Source organism: Bradyrhizobium sp. 186 (assembly GCF_023101685.1).
Lineage (GTDB): Bacteria > Pseudomonadota > Alphaproteobacteria > Rhizobiales > Xanthobacteraceae > Bradyrhizobium.
The window spans coordinates 4,250,139-4,262,636 of sequence record NZ_CP082164.1; the positions used below are offsets into that span (position 1 = coordinate 4,250,139).

General features: G+C 61.2%; 14 protein-coding genes and 5 pseudogenes. 12 read left to right on the top strand and 7 right to left on the bottom strand.

Going from position 1 to position 12,498, the window contains the following annotated elements; all coding sequences use genetic code 11:
* Positions 1-4 precede the first annotated feature (4 nt).
* Together IVB18_RS20190 and IVB18_RS20195 are read left to right on the top strand one after the other, a co-directional pair.
* Positions 5-304: pseudogene (locus IVB18_RS20190) on the top strand (FGGY family carbohydrate kinase); the annotation flags it as partial.
* A pseudogene (locus IVB18_RS20195) lies at positions 305-579 on the top strand (ABC transporter permease subunit); the annotation flags it as partial.
* Between the two features lie 134 nt (positions 580-713).
* On the opposite strand, the gene IVB18_RS20200 reads toward IVB18_RS20195, so the two are convergent.
* Entirely contained in the window at positions 714-1,367 is a 654-nt protein-coding gene (locus IVB18_RS20200) for a carbohydrate porin (RefSeq protein ID WP_247990747.1), read from the bottom strand.
* Positions 1,368-1,630: 263 nt separating this feature from the next.
* On the opposite strand from IVB18_RS20200, the gene IVB18_RS20205 reads away from it, so the two are divergent.
* The gene (locus IVB18_RS20205) at positions 1,631-1,831 is read left to right on the top strand and encodes a hypothetical protein (RefSeq protein WP_247990748.1); all 201 of its coding nucleotides are present in this window, start codon (positions 1,631-1,633) and stop codon (positions 1,829-1,831) included.
* A gap of 18 nt (positions 1,832-1,849) precedes the next feature.
* Complete coding sequence (locus tag IVB18_RS20210) at positions 1,850-2,242, top strand: hypothetical protein (protein ID WP_247990749.1); 393 nt, start codon at positions 1,850-1,852, stop codon at positions 2,240-2,242.
* Positions 2,243-2,258: 16 nt separating this feature from the next.
* Here the strand turns inward: IVB18_RS20210 and IVB18_RS20215 are convergent, their stop codons facing one another.
* Positions 2,259-2,405 carry a hypothetical protein gene (locus IVB18_RS20215; RefSeq protein WP_247990750.1) on the bottom strand — a complete coding sequence of 49 codons (147 nt, stop codon included), beginning with the start codon at positions 2,403-2,405 and terminating at the stop codon, positions 2,259-2,261.
* Between IVB18_RS20215 and IVB18_RS20220 the strand changes: the two are divergent.
* Positions 2,338-2,518, top strand: a pseudogene (locus IVB18_RS20220) (CsbD family protein). The gene IVB18_RS20215 and the pseudogene IVB18_RS20220 overlap by 68 nt on opposite strands.
* A 169-nt stretch (positions 2,519-2,687) precedes the next feature.
* On the opposite strand, the gene IVB18_RS20225 reads toward IVB18_RS20220, so the two are convergent.
* The 4 genes from IVB18_RS20225 to IVB18_RS20240 form a co-directional block, all read right to left on the bottom strand.
* Positions 2,688-3,044, bottom strand: coding sequence for a hypothetical protein (locus tag IVB18_RS20225; protein WP_247990751.1), 357 nt, complete (start codon positions 3,042-3,044; stop codon positions 2,688-2,690).
* 429 nt (positions 3,045-3,473) lie between these two features.
* Positions 3,474-4,315 (bottom strand): IS5 family transposase gene (locus IVB18_RS20230; protein WP_247801096.1). Its coding sequence is split into 2 segments (ribosomal slippage): positions 3,474-3,943 and positions 3,943-4,315, totalling 843 coding nucleotides; the frame shifts between segments, so codons are not numbered across the junction.
* 234 nt (positions 4,316-4,549) lie between these two features.
* The gene (locus IVB18_RS20235; RefSeq protein WP_247983558.1) at positions 4,550-5,785 is read right to left on the bottom strand and encodes an IS701 family transposase; all 1,236 of its coding nucleotides are present in this window, start codon (positions 5,783-5,785) and stop codon (positions 4,550-4,552) included.
* Positions 5,748-6,200: a hypothetical protein gene (locus IVB18_RS20240; RefSeq protein ID WP_247990752.1), complete on the bottom strand. Its 453-nt coding sequence runs from the start codon at positions 6,198-6,200 to the stop codon at positions 5,748-5,750. Before IVB18_RS20240 ends, IVB18_RS20235 begins: the two co-directional genes overlap by 38 nt.
* A gap of 238 nt (positions 6,201-6,438) precedes the next feature.
* Here IVB18_RS20240 and IVB18_RS20245 point away from each other — a divergent pair, with 238 nt between their 5' ends.
* The 5 genes and pseudogenes from IVB18_RS20245 to IVB18_RS20270 all read left to right on the top strand — a co-directional run bounded on the left by IVB18_RS20245 (position 6,439) and on the right by IVB18_RS20270 (position 9,183).
* Positions 6,439-6,735, top strand: a complete 297-nt coding sequence (locus tag IVB18_RS20245) for a hypothetical protein (protein ID WP_247990753.1) — start codon at positions 6,439-6,441, stop codon at positions 6,733-6,735.
* A pseudogene (locus tag IVB18_RS51960) lies at positions 6,732-7,277 on the top strand (ATP-binding cassette domain-containing protein); the annotation flags it as partial. The gene IVB18_RS20245 and the pseudogene IVB18_RS51960, both read left to right, overlap by 4 nt.
* A 114-nt stretch (positions 7,278-7,391) precedes the next feature.
* Positions 7,392-7,517, top strand: a complete 126-nt coding sequence (locus IVB18_RS51965) for a hypothetical protein (RefSeq protein ID WP_346732670.1) — start codon at positions 7,392-7,394, stop codon at positions 7,515-7,517.
* Positions 7,477-8,233 (top strand): annotated as a pseudogene (locus tag IVB18_RS51970) (ABC transporter ATP-binding protein). Before IVB18_RS51965 ends, IVB18_RS51970 begins: the two are co-directional and overlap by 41 nt.
* A gap of 11 nt (positions 8,234-8,244) precedes the next feature.
* Entirely contained in the window at positions 8,245-9,183 is a 939-nt protein-coding gene (locus IVB18_RS20270) for an SMP-30/gluconolactonase/LRE family protein (protein WP_247990757.1), read from the top strand.
* Positions 9,184-9,758: 575 nt separating this feature from the next.
* On the opposite strand, the gene IVB18_RS20275 is transcribed toward IVB18_RS20270, so the two are convergent.
* Positions 9,759-10,106, bottom strand: coding sequence for a hypothetical protein (locus IVB18_RS20275; RefSeq protein WP_256476976.1), 348 nt, complete (start codon positions 10,104-10,106; stop codon positions 9,759-9,761).
* A gap of 302 nt (positions 10,107-10,408) precedes the next feature.
* On the opposite strand from IVB18_RS20275, the gene IVB18_RS20280 reads away from it, so the two are divergent.
* Positions 10,409-11,590, top strand: coding sequence for an ABC transporter substrate-binding protein (locus IVB18_RS20280; RefSeq protein WP_247991681.1), 1,182 nt, complete (start codon positions 10,409-10,411; stop codon positions 11,588-11,590).
* Between the two features lie 22 nt (positions 11,591-11,612).
* Positions 11,613-12,485, top strand: coding sequence for a branched-chain amino acid ABC transporter permease (locus IVB18_RS20285; protein ID WP_247990759.1), 873 nt, complete (start codon positions 11,613-11,615; stop codon positions 12,483-12,485).
* The last annotated feature ends 13 nt before the right edge of the window (positions 12,486-12,498 follow it).

The window sequence follows — 12,498 nt, forward strand, 5'->3', positions numbered from 1 at the left end:
CTAGATCGGCATCGATCTCGGCACCTCGGCGGTCAAGACCGTTCTCGTCGACGGTGCCCAGCGCGTGATTGCAAGCGAGAGCCGGCCGTTGACGACCACCTCGGCGCTGCCCGGCTATTCCGAGCAGGATCCCGCGCAGTGGGTCGACGCGACCTTTGCCGCGCTGGATGCCTTGAAGGAGACGCATGGGGGCGAGTTGGCTGCGGTCGAAGGCATCGGACTGTCCGGCCAGATGCATGGTGCCACGCTGCTCGATGCGGGCGCAAAGCCGTTGCGGCCTTGCATTCTCTGGAACGACGGACGGGGCATGAACCGCCTGCGCAGCTTCTTCGCGGTGACCTTGCCGCAGATCAAGTCCAGCGTGGTAGCAGGCGGCATCTTCGCCTTCATCTCGGCGATGGACGAGACCATCGTCGCGCTGTCCATCTCCGGCGGCCAGTATCAGCCCTTAACCAAAGGCTATTCACCACGTTGAGCGACGAGATCGACCCGACCATCGCCGCGATCTCGGCGCTGATGACGGCGGCCTCCTTCATGCGGGTGCTGCTGGCGAGTGCGCGGCAGAAGAAGGACAGATGAGATCGCTCATGGCGGTTTGCAACCAGCTTTAGGCAAAGCATGATGTCAGTCGCCGCAAAGGCGACCATAGAGCCTGGCCGAGTGCCCATTTTGATGCTGAGCTTGCCCAGGCACTTGAGAGCCACTTTTTCTGCTTAAGGAGTATTGTTGCGTCTTCTTGAAGCATCCGCATTCGGCACTCGGCTATGAAGTCTCCAACCTGGCGCAAGAACCTGCAATTTCGAGCGGACTTCGTAGACTGACATCGGCAGGCGCGCGGTGCCGCGTGGCGAAGTTGGCGCTGCCGCGCTGGAGCCGGTTCCGACGTTGAAGAATTCGCTGTCGGCGGCGAGTTGCCCGAATTTCAGCGAGACCTTCTTCGCGCCCCACTGCCTCTCGAAATAAGCTTCGTACAGGCGCGTCGACGGCAGAGCTTCGATTCCGCTGACGACGAAAAAATTCTGCAGATTGCTGCGCGACAACCCGTCGCCATGGATCTGGAACATGTTGGCGTGAAAGGTGAGCTTGTCGAAGCCGACGAGCTTCTGCAGATCGACGTCGACGGTCAGGTTCAGGCGGCCTTCGTAGATCGCGCCCTGCTTCAATCCTCCGGAAGCGTTGCCGAGGACCTCGCTGATGTAGGTCGCCGCGAACTTCACGCCGTATTTCTGCAGCGGATTGGGCAGAAGACCGAGCGTCTTCTCCTTCACCGTGCTCTCTCCCGTGTCGGGATCGGCGGGTTTGTCCTCGTCGGTCTTCTTGTCCTCCTGCGCCATGGCATTGGCTGCCAGAAGCAAAACGACCGGCATCGAAAGAGTCGCTTGCGGCATGCCCTCCTTGGGCGCGACACGGGAACTCCTGGAAGTAGCTTGAGGACTTGCCTGATCTTCGGGCCCAAGTCCACCATCGACGAGGACCACCTCGCAAAGGCGCCGGCCCTGCCGGTCGAGCCGGGCGCCCCTTGGTTTGGATGGTGGGTCAGACGAACTGAACTTTCGCAAAGTTTAACATTGCTGGATCCCAAGATCGAGAAACTGCGCTAGGGTCGGGCTTTCCCGCGTAGGGGCAGTTCATGTTCGACACGGCCACCACCGCGCTTTTGCGCGCGGTCCTCGACGAGGTCTGCGTCAGCGTTTCGCTCCGCGAGATCGGAGCGTGCACCCACGTCGCCTCGAAGATTCTGCAAGCCGCTACCCGCGGAGAGGTGTCGCCCGAGGTTCTCAAGCAGGTTGGGCGCCAAGCTCTCTCGCAAGCGCCGACCATGTGGCGCTGACCGGACGAGGGGGCGGGGTTGAATTTTCAGGTCACGGTGCTGAAGATCCTGGTGAGCTACCCGGATGGATTTGCCGTGATGGCCGACCTTAAGCGCGACATGGCGATCCTGGCGACCAGCGGTCGGGACTGGGCCGATCGCACCAAGCGGCTGGCCGCGCGCGTGCCGGACCTCGATATCTTTTCGCAAGGCCTCGTCGCGCGCGAAAACGGCGGTTGGAAGATCAGTGTCAAGGGACGGACCGTGCTGGAATTCATGGAGGCGCACCCGGTCGCCGACCAGGCGATAGAGATGGTGCCGGCAGAGAAAGTAGAGGCGCCACTGCTGCCCGCCGAGCGGGCGAGGCGGCGACGCGAACGTCGCGCGCGTCGGCGCGAGGGGCGTGAACGGGCGCGAGCGAACGCTTCCTAGACTGCGTACGGCGCCTTCAGAAGGCGGCGAGATCCAGGCCGTAGCTCATGGCTGCGAGCACGGAGATCAGCAGTCCCAGACCGCAGAAGATCGCGATGATCTTGAACTCTTTGATATCGGCAGTCGAGCGGACTGCGGGGATTACTGACGATGATCTTGACATCATCAACGGCAAGCAAGAGCAGCTACGAAGGTAGTCTGCAGAAGAGATATGGATACGCCAAGGACCAAGCCAGAAAAGAGGTCGACGATTGGTATGGCCGCCAGAGGTGGTGAAAAGAAGCCCCGCTTTTTGCGGGGCTTTTCTGAAAGGGCTCGCGTTCCGGGGAGTACGAGGAGGACTATTACGACGGCCGAAGATATTCGCGAAGGTTATTTCGAAGTCACCGGTTCTCACACTGGCCGACGCTATCGAATTTTTACCAAGGCACTGTGGGCAATCCGCTCAGATTAACGGCTGGTGCACGCGAGTGTGTTGCTCATGAGCCGACCGGCCAGTCGGGAAGCCGCACGGACGATAGTTCTTTCGCGACATGGTCGGCTCGATGCGGGCGGCGATCTCGACCAGCTTGCGCGCCGCGTAGAAGCCGCAAGAGCAGCCCCATTGCGGCGACGAATTCGGGACGCCGGCGCGACGCCCGATCAGGCCGACCCGGGCGTCGCCGAAGTAGATCAGCCACGCGCGGTGGGGATCGTCCTTGCTGCGACAGCGGCTGAGGGCGGGCATGCCGCTAGGAAAGCGGTAAATGGATGAGGCCTGCAAATTGTCAATTGCTTGCGTGTCGAGAAGCTGGCCGACCACTGCCGCTCGTGGGTGTGGACAATGGCCGGCGGGCATCACTGCCGCCGGCCATCGCTCGCGCCACCTTGGGCTGGGGGTTGATCGGCAGCGCTGACCGCAAGCCTGCCGAACGCCGATTAACAACCCGCTAACCAATTCGGGCGGGCTCTGGACCATTCAGCGGCTAGAAGTCGGCGAGGCTTGCTGGATTTCTCGATTGCCACCGTCGAGGCAGTTCTAAAGCCTAGCGTCTGCCTGGAAGAGAGGTAGCATTTCGATCGGGACACAGCTCGGCATGAAAATCACGGCGAACCCGATGCTGCTCTTTTCAAGGATGGTGGCCGTCACGCTCTCGGGTAGGTTCGGAAAACTGACATTTGGCGCCATCGATAGGAACAGCGAATGTCACTCTGAAAGTGTTCAGGCCCGTTTTTAAGAGTCTGTCCGGGATCATGCTGTTTTTTGGCAGAGCTTTCGCAGCATGAGGCGGATTGAGGCGAGGCGCAAGAACGCCAATGCCTTTCGGTTGAGGCACTCCCAATCCTTGGCCAAACGGCGGCAGCGGTTGAGCCAGGCGATGGTGCGTTCGACGATCCATCGCTTGGGCAAGATCGCAAAACTCTTTGCTGTATCGGAGCGCTTGACGATCTCGACGTCGATTTGCCGGAGGATTTTGCGAACGGCGGACTGAAAGATCGGCCCCTGATAGCCGCCGTCAGCATAGAGCTTCAGCAGGAATGGATGCAGGCCAAACAGCGTGGCCATCACCAGCACCCCACCGTCACGATCCTGGATGTCCGCCGAATGCACGAGGGCGTGGAGCAGCAAGCCTTGAGTATCGACTAGGATGTGGCGCTTCTTGCCCTTGATCTTCTTGCCCGCATCGTAGCCATGCGGGTCGATCCACGCCCCCCTTTTTCCGCGCTCTTGACGCTTTGACTGTCGATGATGGCGGCGCTCGGGCTGGGTTCTCGGTTAGCCAATTCTCGACATTGTACATAGAGCGCGTGATGGATGCGATCGAGCGTGCCGTTCCAAGCCCACAAGTCAAAATAGTCGTGCACCGTGCTGCGTGGCGGCAGGTCCTTCGGGATCGCTCGCCATTGGCAACCGGTGCTCAGCACATACATCAGGCCATTGATCACCTCGCGCACATCGACCGTGCGCTTGTTGCCGCCTCGCTTGGCTGGCGCAATCAGCGGCTCCACCAACGCCCATTCCTCATCAGTCAAATCGCTTGGATAGCGTAGCCGGCTTCGGTCGTAACGACCGCGGTTCTCCTTCGTCCACATGGGCGCCCCTTCGAATCGGACCGCCACCCTTGAATCACAAATGATTCCGATGATTCAAGATGTTCCCGGACAGACACTAACATTACAGTTGCCGTTTTGCTTTGAGATGCGCGCGCTGAGCGGCAGCCTGGTGAGCTCTGCGCCAGAATGACCATGCGATGACATGCGCGGGTTGGATCCGCTTTCGAGCAAGCCTGATGGCGATGCGGCGGATTTCCTGGATTGACCAACGGATCAGCGGCGGCGTGGGTGTGCTTTGGCTTTTGCCGGGGGGCGGCGTTTGGTTTTTTTGGGCGGTGGCGGATTGGCGCGATGGCGGATCGCCGCCATCATGGCGAAGGCGAGCATCACCAGGGACACGTGGCGATGCCAGCCATGCCAGGACCTGCTCTCGTTGTGATCGAGCCCGAACTCGTTTTTCGCGGTTTCAAAGCTGTCCTCGATCGCCCATCGATGGCCTTCGACCGCGACCAGCGTTTCAATTGATGTTCCCGCTGGGCACCAGGTGGTGAAGAAGGCGAGATCGCCATCGGCGATATGGCGACGGATCAGCAGACCGCGCGTCCATAAACCATCATTTGCGCTGTTGAACTGCTCGACCTCGAGATCGGCCAGTTCGAGATAACACCAGTCATGCAGCCTCGGTCCTTTGGTTCCGGCTCCCGCCGACAAGCGCTTCCAGTCGGACGGGCGCCGCGTCCGGGCGATGTCTTCGGCCTTGCCGGCGACCGGCTGTCGCTTGCCCCAGGATCGGAAGACATGAGAGCTGCTGACCCCGAGCACATAGCCTTTGCCTGCCCGCCGTAGCTGCTGTTCGATATCGCCAACACCGTAGACCGTGTCACCGGCAACCCACTTGAATGGTACAGACGCGGCTATCGCACGTGCGATCATTCTCGTCGCAAGCTTTGGTTTGGTCGCAAAGCCGACATCGGCAGGCACATATGCGGCTTCCAGACGATCTGGATCGTCAGTCCATTCCTTCGGAAGATACAACGCGCGATCGATGAACGCATGACCATGACGCGAAACGTAGGTAGCGAAGACGCCGATCTGGCAGTTCGTAATCTTCCCTGCCGAACCAGTGTATTGCCGTGCCACTCCGCATGAGGCCTTACCCTGCTTGAGAAAGCCGGTCTCGTCGATCACCAGCACCGCATCGTCATCCGCCAAATGCTCGATGACATAGTCGCGGACGATATCGCGCAGGGCATCAGCGTCCCAATCTCCACGACCCAGAATTGCCTGCTGACGCCATGGGCCAGGATCGCCAGCCGCCTCCGCGCGCATCCAGCCGGTCTTGCGCTGCTCATCTCCGAGCAGACCTTCCAGGAACAAGCCTGCATTCGTCGCCACACGCTCTTGCGTGAACAACGGACGTATCCGTTGCTTGATCTCTCGAAGCGACGCCGCCCACAACGCAAGCGTCTCCTCAACCGACGCGGCCCGCGTCCACGACATTCGAATCATGGTTGCCCATGGATTCAGAAGCCCGCAAACAAAGCAACTGTAATGCTAAGATCAAGATGTCGCGGCCCCCGAAGACCCGAGTTTGAGCGGAGGAAAGTACAGTTCGGATTTCGTTTAGAATGTGGTCTGCGCTGGCGATGCGATCGCGCTGGTCCGGGTGTCCGGTAAATTCCTCGAAGTGGCGAGTGGCCGCGCTCAATTGGTCATATTGCCCAATCAAGCGCTGCAGGATTTCGCGGTTTTGGCCTGCTGTATGGAGCGAGGCGTCATAGCGGCGCAGCGTCTCGGCAGGCCCTGCAGGTCCTTGACGCCGGATATGGTTCTGTTGGCGTTGTTTTTCGATCCGGTCGGCCTGCGTATCGGTCAGCAGCCTGGTTGACCTCGCTTTAAAGTCGGCGATCGTCTGGGTCGACACTCCGTTCGGACCAACGATCGATTTCCTTCGGTTCAACGCATGCGCGGAATCGTTTCCCGGACCTTCCGATTTATGGCGTGCTCGGCGGCTCCACTTGGCGGGGCCGACTGAAGCTATGATCTCGGATACGGGACGCGACAGATCGTGCGGTCGCTGCACGAGAAGAGCGTGCCGATCGACACGATCAGGCCAGAGTAAGTTGGCGCGTCAGCTTCTGGCCGACACGATTGGACAAGTTGTGCCGACCACAGCCTCACCCGAGCCTGTGCTTCTCGGGTCCTTTGCGTCCTCGACGGTCTCGCCGAACAGCTTCACCTTCTTCATCTTCCTGCTGGTCGGCTCGGTCGTCAGCCTCAATGGGCTGTCCTTGCCGTCTGCCCTTGTCGGCGGTGCCTTCATCACCTTGGTGCCGACCTATCTCGCCCAGGCTGGTGACTGGGTTCCGATCCTCTACGGCGTCGCGCTCGTCGTCGTGACGCTGGCGGCGAATGCCGGCGATCTGCGCCGCTTCCTGCCGCGTGGGAGAGCGCGATGACGGCGGCGGCCGGGAACGACGGGCTGATCGCGGAAGGCATCTCGCTTGCCTTCGGCGGGCTTCAGGTGCTTAGCGACGTCTCGATGACGCTGCGTCCCGGCGTGGTTACCGGGCTGATCGGGCCGAACGGCGCGGGCAAGACCAGCCTGTTCAACTGCCTCACCGGGCTCTACCACGGTCAGCGTGGGTAGAGCAGCTTCGCCGGCGCGCCGCTGAACGGCCTCGGCCCCGCACAACGCGCCGCATGCGGAATCACCCGCAGCTTCCAGAATCTGGCGATGTGCCCGGATCTGTCGCTCTTGGAAAACGTCTTGGTCGGCCTCACCCTGAAGCGGCGTTCGGGCTGGTTCAGCGCCTTCGTGCCGACGCCGGCGCAACGGGCCGAGCAGGAGGACGCCGAACGCCGTGCCATGGCGGCGTTGACCGAACTCGGCATCGCGTCCGCCGCCTATGATAAGCCGTCCGATCTGCCGCCGGGAACGTTGCGTCTGGCCGAGATCGCGCGCGCCATCGCCAGCGCCCCCCGGGCGATCCTGCTGGACGAGCCGGCCGCGGGCCTCAATGCGGTCGAGACCCGCGACCTGATGCGCGCGTTGAAGCGCCTGATGCGCCCCGACCTCGTGCTCCTCGTCGTCGAGCATGACATGGACCTGATCATGGAGCTCTGCGAGCAGATCTATGTGCTGAACTTCGGCAAGATGATCGCAAGCGGAACGCCCGCCGAAATTCGCGAACATCCGGATGTCATCCGCGTCTATCTCGGAGACGATTCCGGTGACTGAGCTGTTCTCCGCCCGTAACCTTTGCATCAGCTATGGCGCGGCGCGCGCCGTCGAAAATGTCGATCTCTCCGTGCCCGAGAATGGCGTGGTGGCCTTGCTCGGCGCCAACGGCGCCGGCAAATCGTCGGCGCTCAAGGCGATCGCAGGGCTGGTGCCGGCCGCAGGCGAGATGCGCTTTGCCGGCGAGGATATCGGCGCGCTCGCCGCGCGGCAGCGCGTCCGGCTTGGCATCGTCTATGTCCCCGAGGGCCGCCAAGACGGTCGCCGAAAACCTGCTGCTCGGCGGCTTCTTCCTCGACGCGCGTATGCAGCGGCAGCGGCGCGACCTCATGCTGGAGCTGTTTCCCGAGATCGCGAACCGTCTGAAGTCGCCGGCCTGGATGCGGAGCGGCGGCGAGCAGCAGATGCTCGCGATCGGGCGCGGCCTGATGAGCGCGCCGCGGCTGCTGCTTCTGGACGAACCTTCGCTCGGGCTCGCGCCTCTTCTGATCCGCCGCGTGTTCGAGCGTCTGGTGACGATCAAGCAGGAGACAGGCCTTACCATCATGCTGGTCGAGCAGAATTTCCGCATGACGATGAAAGTGGCCGACGCGCTTTATTTCGTCCGCAATGGCGCGATCGTGGGCCATCGCAGCGCGGCGGACCTTGCGACCGCGGCAAACCGTGCCGAGGTGGTGGAAGCCTATCTTGGCGCGGGCCAACCCGCGCCGGCATGACGGAGTGACAGATGCGCCTCGAGGGCACAGAGATCGCGACTGGACTGGCCTTTCCCGAAGGGCCGATTGCGCTCGCCGACGGCAGCGTCATCGTCGTCGAGATAGAAGGCGGCCGGCTCACGCGTGTTCTCCTCTCCGGCCGGAAAGAGGTGATCGCCAATCTCGGCGGCGGTCCGAACGGCGCCGCCATCGGTCCGGACGGCAAATGCTATGTCTGCAACAATGGCGGCTTCTCCTGGCACAAGGACAGAAGCAACTTTGTCCGCCCGACCGGCCGCGCTGAGGATTACACCACGGGCCGCATCGAACAGGTCGATCTCGACACCGGCGCCGTCAAAACCCTCTACGATAGTTGCGGTGGTGTTCACCTCAAGGGCCCGAACGACATCGTCTTTGACGGCGAAGGTGGATTCTGGTTCACCGATCTCGGCAAGACCTATGGCCGGCTGATGGATCGCGGCGCGGTCTACTACGCGCGCACCGACGGGTCCATGATCCGGGAGGCGATCTTTCCGATCATGACACCGAACGGCGTCGGGCTGTCGCCGGATGGGCGCACGCTCTATGTCTCCGAGACCGAGACCAGCCGGATCTGGAGCTATCCGATCACCGGCGAAGGTGAGGTCACGAAGGAGCCTTGGCCGTCGCCCAACGGCGGCAAGCTGCTGCACGGCCTGCCGGGTTACCAGCGCTTCGATTCGCTCGCGATTGAGGAGGGCGGCAATATCTGTGTCGCGACCCTGGTGCGTGGCGGGATCAGCGTGTTCTCGCCAGACGGCGATCTCCTGGAGTTCCGCCAGGCCGACGAGGTCTACTGCACCAACATCTGCTTCGGCGGCACCGACATGCGCACCGCCTTCATCACGCTCTCCGGCACGGGCCGGCTGATTGCGGTGGACTGGCCAAGGTCCGGCCTTGCGCTCGACGATCCCCGCACCGCGCGCAGATAGCCGCCCGACCCCACTGACAAACCTCCTGCTCGTGGTGGGGGTGAGCGTGTTGAGCGGTGGCGCCGTTTTGCTGGTACAAGCCTTGCCGCCCATACTTCACGGATTTCCATGGAGATCGCTCATGAGGGCTCGCAAGACCATTCCGCAAAGAGAAATTTTGTAGCGATCTCAATCGCCTGAAAAGTTGCAAAATGTCGGAATGGGTGTTGAAAACACTACTGAAATTCGAAGACTTCCAAGCTCGAATTGAAGTTGCGCAGGAGTTTCGGGAGGGTCGCAACCGCTCTCGAGAGAAGTCGGGAGAAGACATGCTTCGGCAACAGAGCCCGTAGCCGCTCGGCGCCTTCGTACTGCGGAGGAGCGTTCTTCCCCGCTACCAACGCTCAGATGTGCGCCAAACTACGATATTCTGTGGTCGCGTACGATTGATGGTAGCGCCTAAGCCGCGGGCGCGCGTGCCATGTCACGAGCAGTCCTCGCCTGATGCGTGGTAAGCGAACGGCCGCTCGTGGCGCAAAGCAGTCGTTCGCAGCGTCGGCTACCAACATGCTTCGGTCCTGCCGACAGAAGAACGCCTATCCCCGCGCAAGAACAATATCGAAATTCAACACGCGGTGGCCAGATCCATCTTCCGATGGAACCGGCTTTGCGATGAGCAAATCCGGACGCGGTGCCGCGTTGAGCAGCCGGTCGCAGGCGTTGAGCGGCTCGTCGGGAAAATACATCTGGGTGATCAGCCGTTCGAACCGGCCGTGAATTTCGAAATGAATATGCGGCGGCCGCATCCAGTCCGGACCTGCGGTCATATCAAAGATAGCGCGTGCGTGGGCGTTATCCCGGCATCGCTGAGGAAGCGTTGGAAAGCTTATGTGTCGCGCGTCCCCTCTATATCCTTGGCGGGTTCGGAGGGGCCGGCGGATCATCGACCGACAATGTCGTGGTGTTCTCCAAAACGCTCTTCTCCGTTTACAGCATTTCCGACAGGCGCTCGCGCGGTAGCCATCACTGCCCTAAAACATCGCGCGCCCTCAGGCCGCTGCAAGCAGTTCCTCGTGATGTCCATGCACGCTCGCCATAAGTAAACGCTATGGCGGCAGATTGCAGTTGTGGTTCCCTCGCTCCGGGCCACGACCATAATCTTGTTGTCACAAGCCGGGATGCGCCCATTCGCAAGACGGTGAACGACGGTGTGGCAACCCGCCAGTTTCGGATGGAGATCGGGGTCATGATGCACAAACTTGATCGTAGAGCATTCTGCGTTGCTATGGGCCTAATCGGGTTGGGGGCCGGATCGATTGAAGTCCGGGCCCAGGATGCGGCAATCCGGCTCGGCCTTGTTGCTCCGATGAGCGGACCCAATTCCCGCTACGGCTCCTTCTCGTTGCGCGGCGCTCAGCTAGCAACCGAGGAAATCAACAATGCCGGCGGCGTTGGTGGCCGCAAGATCGCGATCATTTCAGGCGACAGCCAGGGAACACCGGTCGAAGGCGTTTCGGCCACGCGCCGCCTGATCGACCTGGACAAAGTCGACTTCATCATCGGCGACGTGTCGAGCTCGGTGACGCTCGCCATGCAGCCCGTCGCCGAGGACGCTGGCGTACTGCTCCTGAATGCCGCTTCTTCCAATCCGAAGATTACCTATGGTGCGGGCGTCGGCGGTTTCAAATGGACGTTCCGCAACTATCCGACCGATGAGAACCGCGCGCTCGTCGTCATCCAGTATGCCGCAGAGAAAAGAGGTTTTACGAAGTTTGCGATTCTCTCCGTCGATACCGACTACGGGCGCGCAGCCATCGAGTTCACGAAGAAATATCTTCCCAAATTCAAAGGCGAGATCCTGACGGAAGACTACTACAAGGAAGGGGAGGTTGATTTTCGCAGTGTGCTCGCGAAGATTCGTGACTCCGGCGCTCAGGCCATTATCATGTACGGTAACGCGGACACGACACCGATCATCGGGCGCCAGATGATCGAAGTCGGCTTGGCCGGCAAGGTACCGCTAATCGGAAACGCGGAATTCAATACCGAAAGCACCATCAAGGCAGCGCCGAAGGCGCTCGAAGGAGCCGTTGAGGCCGCCGCATGGCTGCCTGCTTGGGACGCTCCGAAGAGCCTCGCTTTCGTGGAGAAGTTCAAAGCCAAATATCGCGAGACTCCCAACAATCACGCCTATGTGCATTGGGAGACAGTGCATCTGCTGGCCAAGGCGGTCGAGGCTGCCGGCAGCGCCGATCGTGCCAAGGTTCGCGATGCCCTGTCCAGGATCAAGTATGACAGCGCCATGGGCGAGGTGACCTTCGACGATCACAATCAGGCTCGCCTGCCGATGATCCTGCTTCAAATCGAGAACGGCAAGCCCTCCATCAAGGGGGCATACTCGGCCGAAATCAAATATCCCGCCAAGTGAACCCGAGAGAGGAGTAACCGAAATGTTGTCCGCGATCTTCGAGCAGATCGTCAACGGCATCGTTTCCGGCTCCGTCTACGCCATCGTCGCCGTCGGAATGACGATGATCTTCGGTGTTCTCCGCGCCATCAACTTCGCGCACGGCGAATACTACATGCTGGGCACCTTTGGTGCCTGGTTTGCGATCGAATATTTCGAACTGCCTTATCCCGTCGCGATAGTGATCGGCGTGATCGCGACCGCGGTCATCGCCGTCGTCGTCGGCAGGTTCGTGATGCAGCGCATCGTGGGCGCGCCGCCGGAAACCGGGGTGCTGGCAACGCTCGGCATCGCGCTGGTCCTGCAAAATACCGTGATTCTCGTCTTCGGCGGCGGCTATAAATTCTTCTCCGGCGGTTACATCGAGCCGGTTTCGATCTTCGGCTTCACGCTGGCCGAGCAGCGCGTCCTGATCATCATCGTGTGCATTCTGGTCTTCGCCGGGCTGGAATTGATGGTCACCTACAGCCGCATGGGAAAGGCCATGCGCGCGGTGTCGCAGAATATCGAGTGTTGCGCGGTGGTCGGCATTGACGTGCCCCAGGTGGCGCTTCGGACGTTCATTCTTGGGGCTTGCCTGGCGGCGTTGTCCGGCGTGCTGACGGCGCCGGTGAATGTCAGCGTCTATGGCGGGATGGGCGAGATCATCACGTTCAAGACTTTGCCGGTCATCATCATGGGTGGGCTCGGCAATGTCCGCGGCACGTTCTTCGCGGCGATGATCCTCGGCATCGCGGAAAGCCTGGTGGCGACCTATGTCGGTCTGCAGTTCCGCGACACCGTCGGATTCGCAACATTGATGCTCGTACTGATGTGGCGTCCCCACGGCCTTTTCTCTGCGCAAGCCCGGTTCTGATTGTTCGAGGACA

Coding starts and splice junctions, on each gene's coding strand:
- IVB18_RS20235 (WP_247983558.1), bottom strand. CDS start 5,785: ATGATTCGAATGTCGTGGACGCGGGCCGCGTCGGTTGAGGAGACGCTT.
- IVB18_RS20285 (WP_247990759.1), top strand. CDS start 11,613: ATGTTGTCCGCGATCTTCGAGCAGATCGTCAACGGCATCGTTTCCGGC.
- IVB18_RS20205 (WP_247990748.1), top strand. CDS start 1,631: ATGTTCGACACGGCCACCACCGCGCTTTTGCGCGCGGTCCTCGACGAG.
- IVB18_RS20200 (WP_247990747.1), bottom strand. CDS start 1,367: ATGCCGGTCGTTTTGCTTCTGGCAGCCAATGCCATGGCGCAGGAGGAC.
- IVB18_RS20275 (WP_256476976.1), bottom strand. CDS start 10,106: ATGATCCGCCGGCCCCTCCGAACCCGCCAAGGATATAGAGGGGACGCG.
- IVB18_RS20280 (WP_247991681.1), top strand. CDS start 10,409: ATGATGCACAAACTTGATCGTAGAGCATTCTGCGTTGCTATGGGCCTA.
- IVB18_RS20215 (WP_247990750.1), bottom strand. CDS start 2,405: ATGTCAAGATCATCGTCAGTAATCCCCGCAGTCCGCTCGACTGCCGAT.
- IVB18_RS51965 (WP_346732670.1), top strand. CDS start 7,392: ATGGAGCTCTGCGAGCAGATCTATGTGCTGAACTTCGGCAAGATGATC.
- IVB18_RS20270 (WP_247990757.1), top strand. CDS start 8,245: ATGCGCCTCGAGGGCACAGAGATCGCGACTGGACTGGCCTTTCCCGAA.